We start from the raw sequence: 21,629 nt of genomic DNA on the forward strand, positions 1-21,629 counted from the left end.
TTAGCCGATGGTGCAAACGACAGAGCGCTTTTCTTAAATCAGTTATCAGTTATCACTTATCAGTTATCAGTTATCAGTTATCAGTTATCAGTTATCAGTTATCACTTATCAGTTATCAGTTATCACTTATCAGTCCTGACGGCGGTCGCTTTGCGGGATGCGCTCACCGCCACCAACGCTCTCTGGTCCAATTGGTGGGGGACGCGCGACCACTCGTATTTAACTGATAACTGCGTAGGTAGCTGTTCACTGTTAATATATCGGGCGTTTCTTTAATCAAGGACTCACGGGGGACGCATTTATCTATACAAAACGAACAAACCTTTTATTTATTAGGTTTGAGAACGACGATTTTTCGTCGAGGTTCTCAGCATCGCGGGTTTTCGAGGGCATTATTGAGACTGTTCCCAAGAACCCCGCGCTTTTTGAGAAGGTTTGTTCGTTTTGTACAGGATTTTTCCACGGGAGTTTCAGCAACACAGATAAAAGGCAAATGATTCCATTTTGGTTAAAGTATACCAGGTTTAATTGCTTGTGGCTCACTAGTGTTGGGCGTTCCTCCAATCCGAACAATTAAGTCGCGTTTTAACTCAAATAACTTGAGTGGTCTAAATTGGGCGATCGCAGAAGAATGAAGTTAATCGAGGTGGGCATTGAGCTTCACCCATCTACAAGGAGAACAAGATGAATAGCAATCAAGTAACCAGTCAAAACATGAAACTCGAAGTTGTGGTATTGCCCGTTTCCGATGTCGATCAGTCCAAGGACTTCTATAAAACGTTGGGGTGGCGGCTGGATGCCGACTTCGTTACCAGTGAGGACTTCCGAGTGGTGCAGTTGACTCCTCCCGGATCGGAAGCCTCAATCATCTTCGGTAAAGGAATTACATCAGCCGCGCCGGGTTCAGTTCAAGGTCTGTACCTGGTCGTTTATGACATTGAGGCAGCCCGTGCTGAGCTGGTCGATCGCGGTGTCGAGGTGAGTGAGGTGTTCCACGACATCGGAGGGATCTTCCCCCACGCCGGAACTGAAGGACGGGTAGCGGGTCCCGATCCGGAACGGCGCGACTATGCCTCTTACGCCTCGTTCAGCGATCCAGACGGCAACGGGTGGGTGCTTCAGGAGATCAGGGTGCGGAAGCCCGGACGGTAACAGGATATTCACACACCCGTCAACACCTAAAGTCAACACACCAGACGGCTTCGACCATAACTTGACCTGCAACATTCACACAGTATTTCTAGTATTTCTAAAGGAGATTGTCATGAAACTGGAAGGTAAAACAGCCCTGATCACTGGCGGTACCAGCGGCATTGGTCTGGCAACTGCTCAAGAGTTTATCCGCCAAGGAGCTAAGGTCGTGGTGACCGGCAGGACTCCCGACACGCTTTCTCAAGCGGCGAAGGTGTTAGGCTCAGATGCGATCGTGGTCTCAGCGGATGTGACCAAGTCTGCTGAACTGGACGAACTGTTCAAACAGGTGCGCGAGAAGCATGGACACATTGATATACTCTTCGCTAATGCTGGCATCGGCAAGCTGGGGTCGGTGGAGAGTACAACTGAAGAGGTGGTGGACGAACTGTTCAATACCAATTTTCGCGGCAATTACTTCACTGTGCAGAAAGCGCTGCCGCTATTGAAAGACGGTGGAGCCATTGTGTTCACCACATCCTGGTTTGTGGAGGTAGGCATTGCCGGAACATCAGCGGTGTCTGCGACCAAAGCGGCTCTGCGATCGCTCACACGCACACTGGCAACGGAGTTACTGCCGCGCAACATCCGGGTCAATGCGGTTAGTCCCGGCGTGATTGAGTCGCCGCTATTCGGAAAGCTGGGTTTGCCGGAAGAAACGGTTCAAGAACTCGGAAACAGTCTCCTACAACAGATGCCGATGAAGCGGTTTGGCACGGTAGAGGAAGTTGCCAAGGCTGTGGCTTTTCTGGCATCGGACGACGCCTCCTACATTACAGGAGTGGAACTGGCAGTTGATGGCGGACGGACTCAGCTTTGAGGAGCCAATGCTGGAGTGGAGCAAGATGGCACACCGTCACCAGAGCATGCGGATTGATCCATCAGAAGTGTCCCTTCCACATTCACAAGTGCACGGATAAACCATTCTTTTCGACATGCATCGAATCTTACATACGGGCAAACGCCTGTTTGCCCCTAACAAAACCTAAGGAGTTCTCAAATGCGTTCTGACATTGTTCCAGGAGCAGTCTTAAGCGACTACGAACTGCCTGACCACACCACCAAGCGCCGCAAGCTCTCTGAGCTGCAAGGACAACATCCGATGATTCTCGTCCTCAGTCGCGGCGGGTACTGCCCCAAGGATCGCCGGCAGGCTGAGGGACTAGTGCAACTCCACCGTGAGATCGAGGTCGGCTATTGCCGCCTGGTCACCATCAGCACCGACAACATCACCGAGACCAATGAATATCGCAGTGGTGTTGGGGCCCACTGGCCCTTCCTCTCCGACGCGGGACGCAAAATTCAAAAAGACCTCGACATTGCCGAATACACCGACCCGCTCCACAATCCCATGATCCCCTACACGATTGTCCTGGAACCGGGGCTGGTCATTTATAAAATCTACATGGGCTACTGGTTCTTCGGGCGGCCCACTCTGGAAGATCTCCGCCAGGACCTACGCGCCGTTCTCAGGAAATGCCGACCGGACTGGGACATTACAACGCCCGACCTGAAAGCGGCGTGGCAGGAAGGCCGCAAGGAACTCTTCTACCCGTATGGCAAAACCTACGCCCAAACGCTCGGTGAACAGGATTAGAAAAGGCAGGGCTAATCAACAGTGATTGATTTCCTTACAATTGCTAACAATTGGTCATCTTTAAGTACGAGAAGTAGCATTTTTATTGCTCCAGTCTTTGTTGCTCCTGTTTGCTTGCAATACTGTTCAAGAATTTCGTGGTACTCGTCAGGAAGTCGAATGTCTAATCGTTTACTCATAGTAATTGTACGTTAAATGCTGTACAATCTAACTATGCTACTAGGATTTAAGACAGAACTCAAAATTAACAAAGTGCAACGATTGATCCTGGCTAAACACGCTGGTGTAGCGCGTCATGCTTGGAATCAGGGTCTTGCCTTATGTCAGCAGGTGTTAGCACATAACCGTGCCAACCCTGATGACAAAATTAAGTTTCCTTCCTCGATTGACTTACACAAGTGGTTGGTGGCTTCAATTAAGCCGGAAAACCCTTGGTACTACGAAGTTAGTAAATGCTCCCCTCAATATGCATTACGGCATTTGAGCGATGCATTTAAATTTTTTTTTAAGAAAGTCAAAGGCTTTCCAAAGTTCAAAAAGAAAGGGAGAAACGACTCTTTTACTCTTGATGGTTCAATTCATGTTGACCACAAGCGGATTAAGGTTCCGGTGATCGGATGGTTGAAAACCTTTGAGAGATTACCCTTCGGGTATGCCTGCGGCACGCGGCTTGGGCGAACGCAGTCCCCTACCGAGGGAAACCAACGCCAGTCACCTACGGCGGGAAACCCGCCGTAGGTGCTGGCTCCTCCTGCAGGGCTGTCTCACCACAGGGTGTAAAGCCGGCGGCGGTGACAATTAGCCGCCAAGCAGACAGGTGGTTTATCTCGTTTAAAATTGATGTTCCTATTGAACAAACACCAAAAGTTTGCGATATTGTCGGTGTCGATCTAGGTATTAAAGCGCTAGCAACACTATCCACAGGTGTTGTGTTCGACGGTGCTAAATCGTATCGTCAAGCAGAACGTAGATTAAAACGGCTACAACGCAATCTCAGTCGTAAGGTCAAAGGTTCTGCTAATTGGAATAAAGCAGTGTTGCTGGTAGCTAAAGCACATAGACAGGTTGCCAACATTCGTAAAGACGTTCTTCATAAAGTCACCACTTATTTAAGCAAAAACCACGCGGTAATAGGGATTGAAGACTTGAACGTGTCTGGGATGATGGAAGGGTCGCTGTTTGGCTAAAGCAATAGGAGACATGGGATTTTACGAGTTTCGCCGTCAGTTGGAATACAAGTGTCAACTATACGGTAGCAAACTGGTTGTTATTGACCGATTTGCACCTAGCAGTAAAACCTGTTCTTGCTGTGGCAATGTAAAAGATTCGCTTAGTCTAAGGGAGCGAGTCTACCACTGTCATTCATGTGATTTTGAAATTGACCGCGATTTGAACGCGGCAATCAACATATCGAAATACGCGGCGAGTTCCGTCGTGTCTGCTTGTGGACGAGGTGCTGCCCTCCGGGTTCGCCAGTCGCCTGCTGTCGGGAAACCCTCCTGCAGCGCTGGCTCACCGACAGTCTCGGTTGAAACAGGAAGTTTTTGCTCTTCAAATGTTAGTAAAAATGGAACGGACGAACAAATCATTTGCTCCACTAAAGCAAATCGATGCCGGCCTGCTGAGTATCGGATACGCCGAGGCCGGTTCCGCGAATGGCCGTCCGGTAATCCTTCTGCATGGATGGCCCTACGACATTTACAGCTATGTCAATGTCGCCCCGCTGTTGGCATCCAAGGGTTACCGAGTAATTATCCCGTATCTGCGCAGCTATGGCACGACGAGGTTTCTTTCAAGTGAAACATTTCGGAATGCTCAGCCATCAGCGAGCGCGCTCGATATCATCGCTCTAATGGATGCGCTCAAGATCGAGAAGGCAATCCTCTACGCGCACCGCACTATCAAAGGCGGTATCGGGCACAACCTGCCTCAGGAAGCGCCGCAGGAGTTTGCCAAAGCAGTCGTCGAAGTTGACGGTTATTGATCGTGTTTAGCTTGAGTCGTGGAAGGGATGATTTGCAGCAAGGAAAAAACACCATGACCAAACTGAAAAAAGTACATTACAAAACTAAAGCCCGCACCGCAGATGCCTTCGTCCTGCTCTGGCGACTCCTCGTCGCGCTCTTGGCAGCAACGGTGTTTCTGGTACTGCCCACTCACCTGCTTGCGCAGCAATCCCCCCAGACCGACGCACAAACCCAGGTCGCGGCCAAGGCGATCGCGACCGAAGACAGCGCCATCCGTCCCTTTCACGTCCATGTCCCGCAAGCGGCGCTCGTCGATCTCCGCAGGCGGATTGCAGCGACCCGGTGGTCTGACAAGGAGACGGTTGCTGACCAGTCGCAGGGCGTGCAACTGGCGACAATGAAGGAGCTCGTCCGTTACTGGGGAACGGAGTACGACTGGCGGAAAGCCGAGGCGAAGCTGAATGCCTTACCGCAGTTCGTAACGACCATCGACGGCCTGGACATTCACTTTATCCACGTCCGCTCCAAAAATCCTAACGCTTTGCCGTTGATCATCACGCACGGATGGCCCGGATCGGTATTTGAACAGCTAAAGATCATCGGCCCGGTGACCGACCCGACGGCGTACGGGGGGCGCCCGGAGGACGCCTTCGACCTGGTCATCCCGTCGATGCCCGGCTACGGCTTCTCCGGCAAGCCGACGGGCACCGGCTGGAATCCTGACCACATCGCCCGCGCCTGGGCCGAGCTGATGAAGCGCCTTGGGTACACCCGCTACGTCGCCCAGGGCGGCGACTGGGGGTCCCCCATCTCCAGCGCAATGGCGCGCCAGGCACCGGCAGGATTACTCGCCATCCACATCAACTTGCCGGCGACGATTCCGCCCGACGTGGCCGCGGTGCTCGCCAGTGGCGGATCCGCGCCGGCGGGGCTCTCCAAGAAGGAACGTGCGGCGTTCGACTCACTCGACACGTTCAATAAGAAGGAACGGGCTTACGCCGTGGTGATGGGCACGCGGCCGCAGACGGTCGGATACGGACTGACGGATTCGCCGACCGGACTCGCGGCGTGGATGCTCGGGCATCCAGGTTTCGCGCAGTGGACAAGCAGCAGCAGCGATTCCGAAAAGTCCCCGACGAAAGACGAGGTGCTGGACGACATCACGCTGTACTGGCTGACGAACAGCGCGGTCTCGTCAGCTCGGCTGTACTGGGAGAACGGCAGCACCAGCATTTTGAACGCGACTGCGCAGAAGACTGCCCTTGTCTCGCTCCCGGTGGCCATCACGGTATTTCCGGAGGAGGAATATCGAGTTCCACAGACGTGGGCCCGGCGCGCCTATCGCAACCTAATCTACTTCCACGAGGCCGATAAGGGCGGCCACTTCGCGGCGTGGGAACAGCCGCAGCTCTTCTCTGAGGAGATTCGTGCCGCGTTTCGATCGCTGCGCTAGTTGGCTCAACCACGCACAAACCCAAAAAATCCAAAACTACTCAAATCCAAAACTACTCAAAGGGAGGACACCATGACTCAATCAGAAGTTACGCAACCAAACAGCGGGTAGGCATCTGATGGCAGTGTGCTCAGGAAGAACGAACCCATGACCGTCTCGTTGCACACGTCTATCCAACCGCAATTCCGCACCGTTGACGGGCTATCCATCCGCTACGCCGAGAGTGAGAACCCAGGGCGAGGTGTGCATGCCCTCCTCCTCAGTCCGTGGCCGGAGAGCCTGTATGCGTTCGAGCCAGCGTGGTCGCGGCTTGCCGAGTACGCGCACCTCGTGGCGATCGACCTCCCGGGCTTCCGACACTCCGAGCGCCGCGACGCGCTCATGTTTCCGCGCGCGATGGGCGAGTTCGTTGTGCGCCTTGCCGACGCGTTCGGGCTGGAGCAGCCGCACGTCGTCCGTCAAGAGGAGCGAGAGAGAGGGCTGTCCCATCCGGTGGGTACTTGCATTCCGGGGCACTGATCCAATGGCAGTGGTAAACTCTGAACTGCGAGTACATGGAATTGAGGTCTTGCGGGTCGTCGATGCCTCCATCATGCCAACGCTGACGACAGGCAATACGAACGCACCGACCATCATGATTGGCGAGAAGGCAGCCAATTTAATTAAAGCCAGTCGTACTCGACAAACTGTGATGACCAGCTATTAACAGAGGTAACAATGGAAACAGCAGATGTAATTGTGATTGGAAGCGGTCAGGGCGGAGTTCCACTCGCGGCTGACTTTGCCAAAGCAGGTCGAAACGTCGTTCTATTTGAGCGCGATGCGTTAGGCGGCAGTTGTATCAACTATGGTTGTACGCCTTCTAAAGCCTTTTTAGCCGCTGCTCATGCCGCAGGTCGCGCTCGACAAGCCGCAAAGCTAGGCATACACGCGCAGGTCGAAGTCGATTTTTCTGCAGTGATGGAGCGTGTGCGTAGTATTCGCAGCCAGTTTAACCAGGGTACCAAGCGGCGCTTAGAGAGTGCAGGGGTTAGAGTCGTCTGCGCTGAAGCTGCTTTCACCGGAGAGCGAACTGTAAGCGGAGGCGGTGTAACGGTGCAGGCTGCGATCATCGTCATCAATACAGGGACATCCTCCACCATTCCTGACTTTCCCGGTTTAGCTGGAACGCCTTATCTCACCAACCGAAATTTCTTTGATTTGCAGCAGATTCCGCCCCGGTTGCTCGTGGTCGGCGGTGGCTATATTGCCCTAGAGTTAGGGCAGGGAATGGCGCGTTTAGGGAGTCAGACCGAATTAATTGTGCGGGGCGATCGCCTGCTGGCTCAAGAAGAATCCGATGTCAGTGCTGTGCTTGCTGATGCCTTTGGGCAAGACGGAATTGGACTGCATTTCAATGTGACTGTTCAGCAGGTTGCTTATACCAACGGTGTGTTTACCCTAACGCTGAACAATGGCGAAGTACTTGATGGAGAAGCATTGCTGATTGCGACTGGGCGCAAACCGAATACTCAGGCATTAAATTCTGCGGTGACAGGCGTTGAATTGGATGCACAAGGGTTTATTAAAATTGATGATCAGTTTCAAACGACTTGCCCTGGGATTTATGCGATCGGAGACGCTGCCAAGCAGCCTGCTTTTACCCATGTTTCTTGGGAAGACTATCGTCGCTTGAAAGCCATTCTGTGTGGCGAACACCGAACACGCAATGATCGGGTGTTAGGCTATGCCGTCTACACAGAGCCGCAAGTGGGTCGGGTAGGGATGACGCTAGAGCAGGCTCAGAAACAGGGCATTACTGTCCGCGAAGTCACCCTGCCGATGGCTCACATCGCCCGTAGCATTGAGTGGGGGCACGATCTGGGTTTCTACCGCATGGTCATCGACACCCACACAAATTTGATTTTAGGAGCAACGCTGGTTGGGTACGAAACGGCTGAACTCGTGCATGTCTTTTTGTCACTTATGGAAGCTAAAGCAACGTGGCAGGTACTCGAACAATCGGTTCACATTCACCCAACTTACGGTGAGGCATTGCCCAGTCTCGCAAGGCTACTCGTTGGAGATGATATGCCAACCTGTCCCAATATGTAAGAAAGGAGCAACCAACAACTACTAACTCGAATATGGGCGATCGCGCAAAGCGCAGTGCCCCGAATCGCGATCGCTCCTTTGTACCCGCAAGGGGTCGCTTTTCACTAACATTACTCAGTCCAACCTAGCATTTGGGCTATTTGTTCGCAAATCAGCGTTGGATCGAAGGGTTTTGTAATAATTCCGGCTATATCTAATTGAGCAAAGCGGCTGCGCTCGTTTGGTAATACTTTGGCTGTTAGCAAAATCACCGGAATCATTTGAGTTGTTGGGTTGGCTCTGAGTTGCTCATAGAATTCCAAGCCATCCATGTCAGGCATCGATACGTCGAGGAGAATCACATCAAGAGCATACTCCTGGGCTTTGTGGAGTCCTTCATAACCGGATTGGGCGGCGATCGCCTCCCACCCTCCCAAATCCTCCAAGCAGGTGCAGGCAAGTTCTCGCAGCGATTCTTCATCATCAATCACAAGGATGCGTTTGGTCATGATTCTCTAATCATTCCTGCTGGTGGTATTGGCAAGGTGAAATAAAACGTGCTACCTTCACCGAACGTACTCTCTACCCAAATATTACCATCGTGCTGTTGGACAATACTTTGACAAATCGCCAAGCCTAAACCAGTTCCTCCCTTGGCGCGAGCATCAGAGACATCAACCTGCTGGAAGCGTTCAAAAATCTTTTCTAGTTTGTCGGCGGGAATGCCTCTGCCTTGGTCTTTGACTTGAAACAGAACTGAGTCGGTCTGTGATTGGGCAGACAAGATAATAACCGAGTTCGGGGGAGAAAACTTGATGGCGTTGCTCAACAAATTGGTCAGGGTTTGGATGATCGAGTCGGGGGAAGCCCACACGCGAGCTGTGGTGGGAGTGATCGATAGCGTAACGGTGGCTGCAATAGCGATTGACTGTACCCCTTCAACTGCTCGTTGCATTAAATCTTCTGCCTGACACACTTCCTTCACAAGCTGCACTCGCCCCGAAGACAAGCGCTCCAAGTCAAGGATATCATTTACCAAACGCACCAGGCGATCGCTGTTCGTTAAAGCTTGCTGAATCATCCGCTTGGCTTTTTCGGGTTTGTTGTCGTAGATACCAGTATTAAGCAGCCCTAAAAATCCTTGGATAGCTGTGAGCGGGGTGCGAAGTTCATGGCTCACGATGGAAATGAATTCATTTTTCATCTGCTCAATAGCGTGCTGTTCGGTGATATCTTGGATCTGGGCGACGTAGTACAAAGGTTCGTTCTGGGAATCTCGTACCAGCGAGATGCTCGTTAGTCCCCAAGCGATGCGTCCTCGATTGCACAAGTAGCGCAACTCGACTTGAGCATTGCGATTCTCGTTAGTCAGGACTTGCTCGATGCAGTCCTGAAGCTGATTAACATCTTCCGGGTGAATTAGCTTAGATGCGTTCAGCATTAGAGTCTCTGATTCGGAGTAGCCAAGCATTTCACCTAGCATCGGATTGATAGAGAGCCAGTGATCATCCAATCCCAGCAGCGCCATGCCAATGGGGGCATCATGAAACGCATGGCGAAACCGCTCTTCACTTTCACGCAGAGCTAACTCAGCTTGTTTGATATGGGTAATATTTGTTACCCGCACTAGATGGATGACTTGATTAGCAATCGAAACGCCCTTAGCAGCCAGGTTGCCCCAAAAGAAATTTCCTTTTCGGGTTACGTATTCCATTTCCCGACTCCAGAAGCCTTTTTGGTCAATTTCCGCAGTGATTTCGCCCAGTTCGTCCGAGGTAAATGGACGAACCTGAAGTATATGCCCTCTGATGCCAATCAGTTCGGCTTTACTATCCGCTTCAAACAGTTCTACTGCTCGATGATTGCAGTCACAGATCAGCAATGTTTCAGGATCGACCAGAAACAGAGCATCGGCAGATTCGTTGTAAATCGTCTCGCGCAGGTCTTTTTGCTGTTGCAGTTCTAATGCTGCCCGTTTGCGGTCCGTAATATCAAGTATCGTTCCGAAGAATTTAATCACCTGCCCTTGCTCGTTCACGACAGCCTCGCATCTTCGAGAAACGTGCCGAACTTCACCATTAGGGCGTACAATCCGAAAATCCAATTCCTCGCCTCTCCCAGTCCCCATCATTTGCGCGTAACTCTGTTGCACTAATGCTCGGTCATCCGGATGAATCTGCTGGATGTATTGTTCGTAGGTTAGTTCGCTTTGAGTTGGATCAAGACCAAAAATGCGAAATTGTTCTTCCGACCAGGTAATTTTCTGTGTCATGACATCAAATTCCCAGCTTCCGACATGGGCAACTCGTTGAGCCGCTTTTAAAGTCGCTTCACTCTCTTGTAAAGCGGCTGTCCTTTGAACAACTTGCTTTTCTAAAGTACGATTGTAGTCAGTTAAAATCTGCTGAGCTTGTTTGCGTTCTGTGATATCTTGAATTGTAGTAATCGCATAGGCAAGGTAACCCTTTTCATCAAAGACGGGTGTTCCTCGACTTTCGACGGGAATAATCCTATCCGGTTGGTGGATTTCTATATCATCCGCGATCGCCTGCTCGCCGCTCAAGGCTCGCAGGATTGGTAGTTGATCACTTGGGTATTGCCGAGATGTTCCCGCGACATAAAGTTGATAAACTTCTCCCAATTGTTCGCCTGTAGCTGACGGCGCGACTCCTTGACCTAGTAACTCCACAGCCATTCGATTGGCATAGCAGGATCTACCCTGAGCATCCAGCACTCCGATGCCTATGGGTATTGCCTCTAGAAATTGAGTCAGCCTCCTCTCATTTTCACGCACTTCGGCATAAAGCTTGGCATTTTCAATCGAAATTGCTGCCTGGGTCGATAACAGTTTCAAGACTTCCAATCTATCTGGCGTAAAAGCCCCAGTTGTCAGATTATTTTCCAGGTACAAAATACCTACCAGTTTGCCTTGATTTCGCAGGGGGGCACACAAAATTGATTTCGGTTGCTGTTTAACAATGTAAGGAGTATGAATGAAATTGCCTTCACCAGAAGCATCATTCAAAACAACGCTTTCTTGGGTACGGATAACGTAATTGACGATCGCATCACACACCATTGGGGTATCACTGCTGCCACCAACTGTTTCAACGGGGATGGATGGTAAAATCTTGAATTCATTATTATCAATTCCTGATGCCGAAATCACCCATTGCCCATTGTTATTCCCTGGCTCAAGCTGCGATCGCAAAATCAGATAACCTTTCTGTGCCCCTGCATTTTCCGGGACAATTTTCATCATCTTTTCTAACAGGGTACTGAGCACAATTTCACCCGACAGGGTTTGTGAGGCTTTGAGAACGCTGCTCAAATCGAGTTCAGTAGATGTTTTCGAGCCAGTGCTTAAAATTGCATTACTGTAAGGCTTGATGCCCTCGCTCGAAGCTGTTTTGGCAAAAAATTGGGGATACCGTTGTTCTAAATCCTTAACCTTTGCTGTTGCTCCCCAACAAGTGTAGGTGTAATGAGCCTCTTGCATATAAGTTTGGGCAAACTTCAACCTACCACGCGCTAAATAAAACTTGGCAGCTAACTCATAAGCTAAAGCTTCTTCCTGGATATATTCGTTTTCCCTTGCTCCTTGAATCGCTTGTTCGTAAAACTCCTCGGCTTCAAAAAATTGACCCAAGACTCGTGCTTTCTCTGCCTCGACTAGATAAAATTTATGCAGATAATTCATGGGTGCATGATATGCCCATTTCTGCATTTTCTCTTGATTTGCATGAACCCGATTGAGCCAAGTTTCTTTTTCGGAGTTTGAAGCCTCGACAAATGCGCTCAAATGTGCTAAGGAATCATAAAAATGCAGTAAACCAGTAACTAGCATTGTAGCTAATCCTTCTAGATACTGTTTAGCGAGTACTGCATTATGGACGGCTTGCCGAGTGTCACCAAATAGATAACACAATATGAGTTTATTTAAGTAAAAAAATAAAAGTTCTATTCTGTTATTGGCTTTAATAGCAAGTGGCAGGCTTTGCTCCTCGTTGTAGGCATCACCCAATAACTGGATGGGATTTTCAGTTTGAGCCAACAAGTTGAGGACTGTTTGTCGAAAGATTGCCGTCCAATTAAAAGATGCTTCCTGCTTGATTCGAGCGATCGCTTTACTATAAGTTGCTATCTGTTGTTCTAGCTGAGTAAGTTCGTGACCGAGAAAGTATAAATGTTCACATACATAACAGGCGCAATAGCCAGCATATTCAAAGTCGCCGATTTCAACTCCGCTTTGATAGCCCTCAATCAAAACTGATATTGTTTCCTTGAAATGCTCTTTCCAGTGCATTGAGTGGGCACCAAATCCCAAGCATATTTTAGCTTTTACTTTCTGAGCATTTAACCGTTCTCCCAACTTTAAAGAGAGTTTGCCAAATTTATAAGCTGACTCAATATCTTGGAGTATTCCACACAGAACTACTGTGTATTGACCATAAGCAAATGGTGACAATTCTGTATTGCCATATTTGATAGATAAATTAATTTTTGATAATGCAATCAGTAAGAAAAGATTAGGAACCGCTATAAACGAAGCCGATGCTATACTCGATAGGACAAGCATCGCTGCTAGCTTTTCGGGTTCGGTCATCTTTGGTAGGTTGATTAATTCTTCGATTTCCTGCCCAGCCAAAAGTGAAGCTGTTTCCTCCATTCCTCTTTGAATATCTAACTGGCTCGGTTCTTCTGGTAATATCACCCCTAACAGATTCAGCACTTGCAGTCCAATCTTAACTGCTTCTTTCAGGTTGCCCTGTGACACAGATGCTTGAATTTTGACATCATAAACTTTGACTTTGTGCAGCACTGTTTTGGCATTGTTAAACACAACTAAAGCCAATCGCTCCATCGTGATAAAATCCCCGTTGAGGTACGCCGCCTCTGCTGCTTCTTCGTACAAAGCTAAGGTAAGGTCATACTCGCTGTGCCAACTATCTGCACTCAAAAGTTTTAGCCCGACATTCAAATACTCAACTGCTGCGCCATAAGCCGTTGCTGCTTTGGCTTTCTGACCCGCCATCAAATTGAGTTTGGCTATTTCATTTCGCTCCTGTTGATCAGTTACTAATTCAACCCCAAGATTGAAATGATCGACAATTTCAAATAATTCATCTGACAAGGCATCGGCTGAGGTATTTTGTAACAGCAGGCGACCGATTTGTAAGTGAAGAATTGTTTTTTGTCCATCATCCATCAAGGCATAAGCCGCTTGTTGTACCCGGTCATGCAGAAATTTATAATTTTGAATGAATAGGTTTTCATCTAACTCAGATGTAGATAGGATTAACCCTGATTGAACTGCCGTCATTAAGTCAGAAAAAAGTTCACTTTTTGATTTTTCACAAATGATAGAAAGGGTTTTTAAGTCAAATTCTGCACCAACACAAGCCGCTAAACGCAAAACCTGCTGTGTCGATTCTGGCAATTTTTTTAACTGAGCAATCATCAACTCCACCACATTGTCAGTGATATTCGTTGCCTGAATTTGAGCTAAGTTCCATTGCCAAGCATTGCGTTCAAAATCAAAGGTAAGCAGATTGTCGGCGTGTAGTGTTTTCAAAAATTGATTAACAAAGAAAGGATTACCGTCAGTTTTACGCAGTATAAGGGATGCCAAGGGTCTGACGGATGCCGTATCACTATGCAGTGTATCAGCTATTAACTGGCTGATAGACTCACCTTGTAAAGGAGCTAAGGTAATAAAATTGACAGTTGCTCCGACATGACGCAACCTATCAACAGTCATCATCAATGGATGAGTGGAGTTGACTTCATTATCTCGATACGCTCCAATCAGAAACAGATATCGTGTATCCGCATCCGTCATCATCAGGTCTATCAACTTGAGACTGGCGGAGTCTGCCCACTGCAAATCATCCAAAAAGATGACTAAGGGATGCTCTTTTATACAAAATGTCCGGATGAAGTTTTGGAAAACGAGATTAAAGCGATTTTGCGACTCAGCAGCGCCTAACTCAGGCACAGACGGCTGTTTGCCGACAATCAGTTCCACTTCCGGAAGTACATCAATAATCACCTGACCATTAGAACCCAAAGCACATCGAAGTTTTTCTCGCCATTGCTCAAGCTGTGCTTCAGTTTCAGTTAACAGTTGCTGTACCAATCCGGCGAACGCGCTCACAATGGCTGAGTAAGGAATATTTCGCTTAAACTGGTCAAATTTACCAGTTAGGAAATAACCGCGTTTTTCAGTAATGGGTTTATAAATCTCCTGTACTAAGGCTGATTTTCCGACACCGGAATACCCTGCAACGAGCATCATTTCACTACTCAGGGCAACTCGCTCAAATGCTCTGAGTAAAGTTTCAACTTCCGCTTCACGTCCATAGAGTTTTTGGGGGATTTGAAACTTGTCGGAAATATCAGTAGAACCGAGGGGAAACGGTTCAATGTTGCCAGTCGTCTGTAACTGGTGAAGGCATTCTTCTAAATCAGCTTTTAGTCCCCAAGCACTTTGGTATCGTTCTTCTGCCGTTTTCCCCATCAATTTCATCACAATATCTGAAACTGCCTTGGGAATGGCTGTACCGCCCTTCCCCCCTAGCTGATGCGGTGGAATGGGGTGTTGGGCGATATGACAATGTACTAACTCCAGGGCATCATTCGTTTCAAACGGTAGTTTTCCCGTTAGCAGTTCGTAGAAGGTCACACCGAGAGAATAAAAGTCGGTGCGGTAATCAAGACTTCGGTTCATTCGTCCCGTCTGTTCCGGCGATATGTACGCTAAAGTGCCTTCTAAAACATTGGGATTTTTCAGAGTCGGATTAGAGCGGGTGATGAGAGTGGAAATGCCAAAGTCAATAATTTTGAGTTGTCCAGTTTCTGGGTTGAGGACGATATTGGAGGGGTTAATGTCTTTATGGATGACATGGTGACTGTGAATGCTGCCCAAAATCTCAGCCGTTTTGATGGCTAGCTTGAGAAATTCTGGTAGGGGAAAGGTATGTTTTGCTCCTACAGGGGCATTCATCAATAGATTTAAGGATGTTGCGCCAAAATCCTCAAGGATGATAACTAGAGTTCTCTCTACTGGTTCTAAGCCATAAGCCTTAATCGCACCATCTACATTCAAATTGCGAGTGATTTCATATTCCTGCTTATATCGAATCAGTTCAGAGGGTGTAGGATAGTCCTCTTTCAGAACTTTGAGAATAACGGGTTGATTACCTTCCTCTCGGATAGCTCGATACACCAAGGAATTAGCACTTTCGTAGATTTGGGCAAGCAGCTGGTAGCCTCGGATGGTAATCATTAACTTAAGTTAGGTGGATCTGATAGTTGAATGAATTAATGCGCAAATTACGAATTATTTGGTTAGTTCCCAATCCTCCGTTTTAGGGTTTTTAGTTCTTGCTGTAAGCGCGAGCGATCAATGCGACTGATGACACGGGTCACTAACTCCGGTCCCACCACGGGCTTGCCGATAAAATCATCAGCTCCCGCCGCAAATACCTGCTGGATCGATTCTAGGTCTGTATACGCAGTAACCACCAGTATCGGCAAATTTCCCCACTTAGGATCTTGTCGCACCACGCGGCACAAGTCAATTCCACTGTATGTTGGCATTTCCAAATCGATCAGGAGTAAGTCAGGCGTTGTCGTAGTTAGTACCTCCCAAAATTGTTGGGGGTCTTGCAAGGTCTTCACCCTGAACCCCCAAGGTTGCAGCAGATTGCTCAATAGCTCCAGCGCTACCGGATCGTCGTCTAAAATCATCACTTTGGCTTGGGGGGCTTGAAATTGAGGCAGGACTTGAGCGATCGCTTCAAAGACTTCGGCAGCGGCGACTGGCTTGTGCAGAAATCGGTGTGCTCCCAAACGAGAAACAGCAACTCGCTCTGTTAGATTGTCTTGCTCAGCCATCACCAAAATTGGCGTGGTGGGAAGCTGCTCCTTGAGTTTTTGCAGCTTCTTTAAACTGTTTTCAAGCGGATCTTGCTTATTAAGATTGAGCAAAACAGCGTTGGGAGATTGAGAAATCTGCTTTTGAGCGATCGCCCAACTGGCAACCATTTCAATCCGCACTCCCCAATTCGTCGCCTCGGTTTTCAGTTGATTGGTCAAGGATTCATCATCGATGACCAGCACCAGAGGAATATTCGTTGGCTCAAGCTCTTCAATAGTTAGTGGTGTGGGAGGTTTACTAAGCGCCTCTTTGAGTTCGGTGACAAGTTTTGAGAGTTGAGGGGCTTGCGTTGGCGCTAAAGGCTTGTCGTCCATTAGGAGATGTTCAATCGCCTGCGCTAACTTCGATCCCGTCTCGTAACCAAACGATCCCAGTGTCCCTGCCAGCTTGTGTGCTTCGTTGCTTGCACGCTGGCGGAGTTCGGGCTGCAATTTCCCGAAGCGCAAGGCAAGTTCTACTTGCTCTAGCAAAATCACTCGTTGGGCAAACGTATCTTTGTAACGTTCTATGACTTTGTTGACTGAAGCAAGACCCATTTGACGTTTTCCTTTCCCTGCTTCTCCAAGTCTGTGTGTCTGTTCGCCCTGTTCACCAGACAACACACCCTTTGCTCCCTCACTCTTGGGTGGAGTCTTAAGTCGATAGCCCAAGCCATAGACGGTTTCGAGTAGATCGGCAAACATTCCCTGAGCCTTTAGCTTTTGCCGCAAGTCTTTAATCAGATTGGTGACAGTTCCTTCGCTAGGTATGGCATCAATTGACCAGAGGCGATCAATGATGTCACTGCGGCTAAAGACACGTTGCGGATTACGCAAGAACAGCCCCAGCAGGCTATATTCCTTGGGGGTTAGAGATATAAGTTGCCCTTTGTAAGTGACTTCTGCCGAGACGGGATTGACGCAAAGATTCTCCCACGTCAGTACAGCAGGCACTAGCTCAGTCTGTCCTCTACGCAGCAACGCGCGCATCCGTGCTAGCAACTCACACAACTCGTAGGGTTTGGTGAGATAATCGTCTGCGCCCGCATCTAATCCCTTGACCACATCGGCACTCTGATCTTTAGCGGTGAGTAAGAGAATCGGTGTTTGAACTCCCTGAGCGCGAAGTTGACGGCAAAGGCTAATCCCATCGAGTTTGGGAATCAGCAGATCCAACAAGATCAAGTCAAAGTTGCATGATGTTGCTAATGCCAACCCATTTTCACCATCCGTTGCTAGTTCAACTGTGTAGTACTGAACCGTGAGAACCTCATAAAGTACTGCTGCCGTTGGGCGATCGTCCTCTACCAGCAGAATTTTCACAATCTTTACAAATGTACATATCAGTTTTATAGATTGATATTATCAGTTTCAGTAGATTTAGGATACTAGAACGCCGCTCAAGTCATAATGGTTGACAAAAAAGATGTAATATGAGTGGAGATTGCGCGGATCGCAGACGCGCCAGAGGCGTATCGCATTATAAAACAGAGGGCAGGATGATTCTATGGCAATTACCGTTGAATTAACTCCAGAAATTGAAGCGCGTTTGATAGCTCAAGCCGCAGCGCAAGGTATGACAGCAGAAGCTTTTTTGAAAGCCGCGATAGAAAATTTACTGAATGCTGAACCTCTGGTATACCGGGTTGGGACTACCTTAGTTGTTCAATCTACTCCAATTGGCAACCTGGAAACCTCTGTTGAGCAAATGCGGGAAGAACGAATCACTGGCTTAATCAGAGATTATGAAAGTCCTGTTTGACACATCTGTATTGGTGGCAGCTTTTGAAGTTAGCCATCCTCGGCATGGTGTTTGTCTACCGTGGTTGCAAAGGGTGCAAGAAAAGGAAATTGACGGCTATCTCTCAACCCATACCTTTGCTGAACTTTATTCCGTTCTGACTCGCTTACCTGTAAGACCACCAATTTCGCCAGCGATTGGGCTTTAGCCCACTGCCCTTCGGGCAATCGCCCAACGCTTAATCGACGAGAACCTCGATTTGTTTGCCGCAATTGTGCTCACTGCTGATGATTACCAACAAGCGATCGCCTGTATGGTTAGGCTAAATCTTCCGGGTGGCGGAATTTTTGATGCGCTAATTGCCCAAGCTGCTCTCAAAGCTGAGGTGGATATATTACTCACGCTCAATCCAAGCCACTTCACTCGACTGCGGCAAGATTTAGCTCAAAGGGTGCAAGTGCCGTCTTGAGTCTCAGAAATTAGAGTACAAGATATTGACCACTGTGGCATAGTTGCAGGCTTATAAAAAGCCTACCTACAGCCAATTACCCACGAGGATGAATGGTGCCCAGTAGTAGGGATGGGCATACTTACGACTAGAAATCAGTGTCTGTTGCGCCCTACGCAAAGCCTCGGCTTTACTTACTCTGTTTTGGTACCATTCTGTATAAAATTTTTTCACTAAAGTGACAGTAGCAGCATCATTAATCGACCAAAGGGAAGCGAGAACACTTTTCACACTAGCGTTTCCCACCACACCAGCCAAACCAAGACCAACACGGTTATCTCCAATAGCAGTTTCACATGCAGTCAGCACTAGTAAATCTACTAACTTAGAACTGCGAGCAACAGTACCAATCATATTATCTAGATCAGTCATAGTAAGCTTGGCATTATTGCCTGTGACGAGGAAGCTATCTTCGGGAACTGTGCCGAAGGTACCATGAGTGGCAATATGAATAATAGAGTAAGCAATTTGGCTCAGTTCAGCTTGGAGATGAGCGTATGTAAAATTCTCATCCAATAATTGCTTGCTATCCGGAATTTGTGCCACAACTTGATTAATTTCTTGTTTGACGTTTGTTAGCGCCTCATATGTTCGACCATCAACTACCGCATTTTTGGTTAACCCTACAGCTAGCACCTTGAGATTTTCATGGTTCACTTTTTTAGTATTTATTAAGGTTAGGCTGGGGGTTGTGGCGATCGCATATCTCTGAACCAAGAATTCCTCACCATCATGCAGCGCCGCCATTGGTACAGTGCGAAGAATTCCATCATTGATAAAAATCAGAGTTTTAACGTGCAATGAATCTAAATCTTTGGCGAAAGGACGAACTATCAAGTTGTACAGATTCTGTGCTTCTTGGGGGTTGTAAATTATGTTACTACGTCTCTCCAAACCTCTACGAAATTCGTTGATTTGTTGTCTCAGGCTTTTTCTATCAATATATATCCACTTCAAGTGCTTTTCACTGTTAGGAAGACTCACTATAATCGCAATACGGTCTTCCAAGATAATCGAGTAGAAGACAGCAGTTGTTTTATCTTTATCTGCTTCAACTCTTTTTTTATGAACTGGTGTTAAGAAAGATTTTCCTAAGTAATTTTGCAGTTCTACCAGTTTTAAAGCTTCAAGGTTGGTTAGTATATCACTCAGTTTAGAATTATTATTCTTTTTAGACGCAGCTTCTACTAAATTTAATTTTAGTTCAATCAACTCGCGGTAAATTTTTTCAAAATAGTCCTGAGGCTCTTGTACATTTGAATCAAAAATGACATGACGACTGCGGAGCGACTTTAAAATAGTAATAGCTGCTTTATAAGCTGTGATTGCCTTGAGAGGTTTATTTTGTGCTTTTAAAATGCGAGCAACTTGCCACTTCCACAAATACAAGCTATCTTTAGCATTCACCTTTTCAGCAACAGACTCTGCTTCACGAGTTAACTTGAGTGCTTGCTCGTAATTATGCCCACACTCAGAAAGATGAGCAAGATGACCCAATGCAAAAGATAAAGCGCGATTATCTCGCAAACGTTGAGCAATTGAAACGGCTTGCTGAAGTAGCTGTCGAGATGTGATGTATTCTGTCTCTACAATCGGTTCTGGGCATTTAAGTAAGGATAAAGTGACATCATCCAAAGCTTGTACAAATTTAGCTAATTCAATAACTGCATAAACTTTATCTTGTGAATCTGCTAGTTGTTCTAGCAATACTAAAGCTTCTTGCAAGTTTGCTTTAACTAAGTTTGATTTTTTGGTGCGCTTCGCAGGCAAAATCGAATTTATCAGTAAGTGGATTTCCTCTAGCTTATTATTGTGCTGACGGGTAAGAATAAGGCTTTTTTGGAAGTATTTTAAACCTTGGTAATCATAATTAAAACCTTGTTCTCTTAATATATCCGCATCGTCATCATCACCCAATTCTACAGCGGAGTTTGCACGAAGATAATTGACTTGAGCAAGGCTGATGTATGTATTTCCTAAATTTTTCAAAGCAGAAGCGCGATAGACAGAGTTTTTAATTGTATTAGCAATTTTTAAGCTATCCTGTAAATCTGTAATTGCTTGCTTGTAATCACCTTTTTGTTGATAAGCTTCCCCTCGGCTGCTTAAAGCCAATGCTTCTAAGACACTATTGTTATGTGTACGAGCAATTTGCAATACACTGTTTAAAAGAGCGATCGCCTCTATTGGTTGCCCTAAGTTCTTATAAGCTTGAGCTTGCTGGGTAAGCATTTGCCCTACCTGTAGCCAATTTTTGGTTTGGCGATAGTAAACAATAGCCTGTTTGCTTTGTTGTATTTGCTGCACCAGTTGACTAGCATCGCGAGTTTCTGCCGTTACTGCGTCCCCAACTTCCCATCGCCAAGCTGATAACGCAGTGTGATTCAGCCATAAGATAGATGAAAGGCTGCACAATAATATCAGTTTTAATGAGCGACGGACACTAGATATCTGGTGTTTGCTTGGCATAAAAGTGCTTTGATCATATATTAAGTTTTGGACAAATTTGGCAAGCACTCCAATGCAGGACTTATATCAGCAATTCGCAAAGGGAACTGTTTGCTGCAGCACCCGAAATCTGTCTGTTTATGGCTTTTCCATTGATTTTTATTTTGAAAGTTATGATTGTCATTGTGACTTAATTATTGTAAATGTTGGGTTAAAATAAACATTTTAAATGCAAAAAATCTATGTTTTAAAGTGGTGATAACTTTTCATAAATACTGAAAAATTACTGATATAAGCCAATACGGTTCAGTTAGTGGTGTTTAGTTTTGTTAAGATCCCCCAACCCCCTTAAAAAGGGGGCTTAGTTCCCTCCTTTTTAAGGAGGGCTAGGGAGGATCAATCCTTAACTGAACTGTATTGTGATATAAGCATAAAAAAAGATTTCATTTCGTAGAAATACTGAGATGAACAAAAGTTAGAACTGATTTATAAAGTAAACCTTAAGTTGTAGGGTGCGTTAAAGCCAGAGTACGACACCAACTTTTGCGATGCCCTGCGGCAAGTTCTTACTATCTCAAACTTTCAAATCATTACATAGCCGTAACACATCCTACTTAATATTTACTTTATAAATGACCTCTTAAGTCAGTAGAAGGCTGAAAGGCAAACAAGTATATTGTTATACAAAAAAGAAGAATACTGTTATTTTCCTGAGATCCGCAGAGAATGTT

17 protein-coding genes and 2 pseudogenes are annotated in these 21,629 nt (G+C 47.2%); 14 read left to right on the plus strand and 5 right to left on the minus strand.

Annotation, left to right across the window (positions count from 1 at the left end):
* The 4 genes from AACT52_RS27595 to AACT52_RS27610 form a co-directional block, all read left to right on the plus strand.
* Nucleotides 1–276, plus strand: a 276-nt coding sequence (locus AACT52_RS27595) for a hypothetical protein (RefSeq protein WP_233154084.1), incomplete at its 5' end; no start/stop codon positions are given.
* A gap of 408 nt (nt 277–684) precedes the next feature.
* Complete coding sequence (locus AACT52_RS27600) at nt 685–1,152, plus strand: VOC family protein (protein ID WP_073634050.1); 468 nt, start codon at nt 685–687, stop codon at nt 1,150–1,152.
* A 112-nt stretch (nt 1,153–1,264) separates the two neighbouring features.
* Nucleotides 1,265–2,011 (plus strand): glucose 1-dehydrogenase, encoded by a 747-nt coding sequence (locus AACT52_RS27605; RefSeq protein WP_073634051.1) that lies wholly within the window; start codon nt 1,265–1,267, stop codon nt 2,009–2,011.
* A gap of 180 nt (nt 2,012–2,191) precedes the next feature.
* Nucleotides 2,192–2,788, plus strand: coding sequence for a redoxin domain-containing protein (locus AACT52_RS27610; protein WP_083630568.1), 597 nt, complete (start codon nt 2,192–2,194; stop codon nt 2,786–2,788).
* A gap of 11 nt (nt 2,789–2,799) precedes the next feature.
* Here AACT52_RS27610 and AACT52_RS27615 read toward each other — a convergent pair whose 3' ends face one another.
* On the minus strand, nt 2,800–2,967 hold the full coding sequence (locus AACT52_RS27615) for a CopG family transcriptional regulator (protein ID WP_143172891.1): 168 nt from the start codon (nt 2,965–2,967) through the stop codon (nt 2,800–2,802).
* A gap of 34 nt (nt 2,968–3,001) precedes the next feature.
* Here AACT52_RS27615 and AACT52_RS27620 point away from each other — a divergent pair, with 34 nt between their 5' ends.
* From AACT52_RS27620 to AACT52_RS27650, 7 genes and pseudogenes are all read left to right on the plus strand, one after another.
* Nucleotides 3,002–3,526: a helix-turn-helix domain-containing protein gene (locus AACT52_RS27620; protein ID WP_233154085.1), complete on the plus strand. Its 525-nt coding sequence runs from the start codon at nt 3,002–3,004 to the stop codon at nt 3,524–3,526.
* Between the two features lie 53 nt (nt 3,527–3,579).
* Nucleotides 3,580–3,975, plus strand: coding sequence for an RNA-guided endonuclease InsQ/TnpB family protein (locus AACT52_RS27625; RefSeq protein WP_073634052.1), 396 nt, complete (start codon nt 3,580–3,582; stop codon nt 3,973–3,975).
* A gap of 13 nt (nt 3,976–3,988) precedes the next feature.
* A pseudogene (locus AACT52_RS27630) lies at nt 3,989–4,144 on the plus strand (zinc ribbon domain-containing protein); the annotation flags it as partial.
* Between the two features lie 88 nt (nt 4,145–4,232).
* Entirely contained in the window at nt 4,233–4,772 is a 540-nt protein-coding gene (locus AACT52_RS27635) for an alpha/beta fold hydrolase (RefSeq protein WP_198940999.1), read from the plus strand.
* A gap of 53 nt (nt 4,773–4,825) precedes the next feature.
* Nucleotides 4,826–6,208: an epoxide hydrolase family protein gene (locus tag AACT52_RS27640; RefSeq protein WP_083630570.1), complete on the plus strand. Its 1,383-nt coding sequence runs from the start codon at nt 4,826–4,828 to the stop codon at nt 6,206–6,208.
* Nucleotides 6,209–6,688: 480 nt separating this feature from the next.
* Nucleotides 6,689–6,914: pseudogene (locus tag AACT52_RS27645) on the plus strand (GMC oxidoreductase); the annotation flags it as partial.
* Between the two features lie 11 nt (nt 6,915–6,925).
* The gene (locus AACT52_RS27650; protein ID WP_073634053.1) at nt 6,926–8,302 is read left to right on the plus strand and encodes a dihydrolipoyl dehydrogenase family protein; all 1,377 of its coding nucleotides are present in this window, start codon (nt 6,926–6,928) and stop codon (nt 8,300–8,302) included.
* A gap of 110 nt (nt 8,303–8,412) precedes the next feature.
* Here AACT52_RS27650 and AACT52_RS27655 read toward each other — a convergent pair whose 3' ends face one another.
* The 3 genes from AACT52_RS27655 to AACT52_RS27665 form a co-directional block, all read right to left on the minus strand.
* A complete protein-coding gene (locus tag AACT52_RS27655; RefSeq protein WP_073634054.1) occupies nt 8,413–8,790 on the minus strand; it encodes a response regulator in 378 nt (125 codons plus the stop codon).
* Nucleotides 8,787–15,569, minus strand: a complete 6,783-nt coding sequence (locus AACT52_RS27660) for a PAS domain S-box protein (RefSeq protein ID WP_073634055.1) — start codon at nt 15,567–15,569, stop codon at nt 8,787–8,789. The genes AACT52_RS27655 and AACT52_RS27660 overlap by 4 nt, the downstream gene beginning before the upstream one ends.
* 62 nt (nt 15,570–15,631) lie before the next feature.
* Nucleotides 15,632–17,524: a response regulator gene (locus tag AACT52_RS27665; protein ID WP_073634056.1), complete on the minus strand. Its 1,893-nt coding sequence runs from the start codon at nt 17,522–17,524 to the stop codon at nt 15,632–15,634.
* Nucleotides 17,525–17,708: 184 nt separating this feature from the next.
* Here AACT52_RS27665 and AACT52_RS27670 point away from each other — a divergent pair, with 184 nt between their 5' ends.
* Genes AACT52_RS27670 through AACT52_RS27680 form a run of 3 tightly spaced genes read left to right on the plus strand, consistent with a single transcriptional unit; the run spans nt 17,709 to nt 18,411 of the window.
* On the plus strand, nt 17,709–17,963 hold the full coding sequence (locus AACT52_RS27670; protein WP_073634057.1) for a CopG family transcriptional regulator: 255 nt from the start codon (nt 17,709–17,711) through the stop codon (nt 17,961–17,963).
* The gene (locus tag AACT52_RS27675; protein WP_233154086.1) at nt 17,947–18,150 is read left to right on the plus strand and encodes a type II toxin-antitoxin system VapC family toxin; all 204 of its coding nucleotides are present in this window, start codon (nt 17,947–17,949) and stop codon (nt 18,148–18,150) included. The genes AACT52_RS27670 and AACT52_RS27675 overlap by 17 nt, the downstream gene beginning before the upstream one ends.
* Nucleotides 18,151–18,201: 51 nt before the next feature.
* A complete protein-coding gene (locus AACT52_RS27680) occupies nt 18,202–18,411 on the plus strand; it encodes a hypothetical protein (RefSeq protein WP_233154087.1) in 210 nt (69 codons plus the stop codon).
* 66 nt (nt 18,412–18,477) lie between these two features.
* On the opposite strand, the gene AACT52_RS27685 is transcribed toward AACT52_RS27680, so the two are convergent.
* Nucleotides 18,478–20,919 carry a CHAT domain-containing protein gene (locus tag AACT52_RS27685; protein ID WP_073634058.1) on the minus strand — a complete coding sequence of 814 codons (2,442 nt, stop codon included), beginning with the start codon at nt 20,917–20,919 and terminating at the stop codon, nt 18,478–18,480.
* Nucleotides 20,920–21,629: the final 710 nt, after the last annotated feature.

Source organism: Scytonema sp. HK-05, assembly GCF_963872035.1.
Lineage (GTDB): Bacteria > Cyanobacteriota > Cyanobacteriia > Cyanobacteriales > Nostocaceae > Kalymmatonema.

Coding starts and splice junctions, on each gene's coding strand:
- AACT52_RS27600 (WP_073634050.1), top strand. CDS start 685: ATGAATAGCAATCAAGTAACCAGTCAAAACATGAAACTCGAAGTTGTG.
- AACT52_RS27605 (WP_073634051.1), top strand. CDS start 1,265: ATGAAACTGGAAGGTAAAACAGCCCTGATCACTGGCGGTACCAGCGGC.
- AACT52_RS27610 (WP_083630568.1), top strand. CDS start 2,192: ATGCGTTCTGACATTGTTCCAGGAGCAGTCTTAAGCGACTACGAACTG.
- AACT52_RS27615 (WP_143172891.1), bottom strand. CDS start 2,967: ATGAGTAAACGATTAGACATTCGACTTCCTGACGAGTACCACGAAATT.
- AACT52_RS27620 (WP_233154085.1), top strand. CDS start 3,002: ATGCTACTAGGATTTAAGACAGAACTCAAAATTAACAAAGTGCAACGA.
- AACT52_RS27640 (WP_083630570.1), top strand. CDS start 4,826: ATGACCAAACTGAAAAAAGTACATTACAAAACTAAAGCCCGCACCGCA.
- AACT52_RS27650 (WP_073634053.1), top strand. CDS start 6,926: ATGGAAACAGCAGATGTAATTGTGATTGGAAGCGGTCAGGGCGGAGTT.
- AACT52_RS27655 (WP_073634054.1), bottom strand. CDS start 8,790: ATGACCAAACGCATCCTTGTGATTGATGATGAAGAATCGCTGCGAGAA.
- AACT52_RS27660 (WP_073634055.1), bottom strand. CDS start 15,569: ATGATTACCATCCGAGGCTACCAGCTGCTTGCCCAAATCTACGAAAGT.
- AACT52_RS27670 (WP_073634057.1), top strand. CDS start 17,709: ATGGCAATTACCGTTGAATTAACTCCAGAAATTGAAGCGCGTTTGATA.
- AACT52_RS27675 (WP_233154086.1), top strand. CDS start 17,947: ATGAAAGTCCTGTTTGACACATCTGTATTGGTGGCAGCTTTTGAAGTT.
- AACT52_RS27685 (WP_073634058.1), bottom strand. CDS start 20,919: ATGCCAAGCAAACACCAGATATCTAGTGTCCGTCGCTCATTAAAACTG.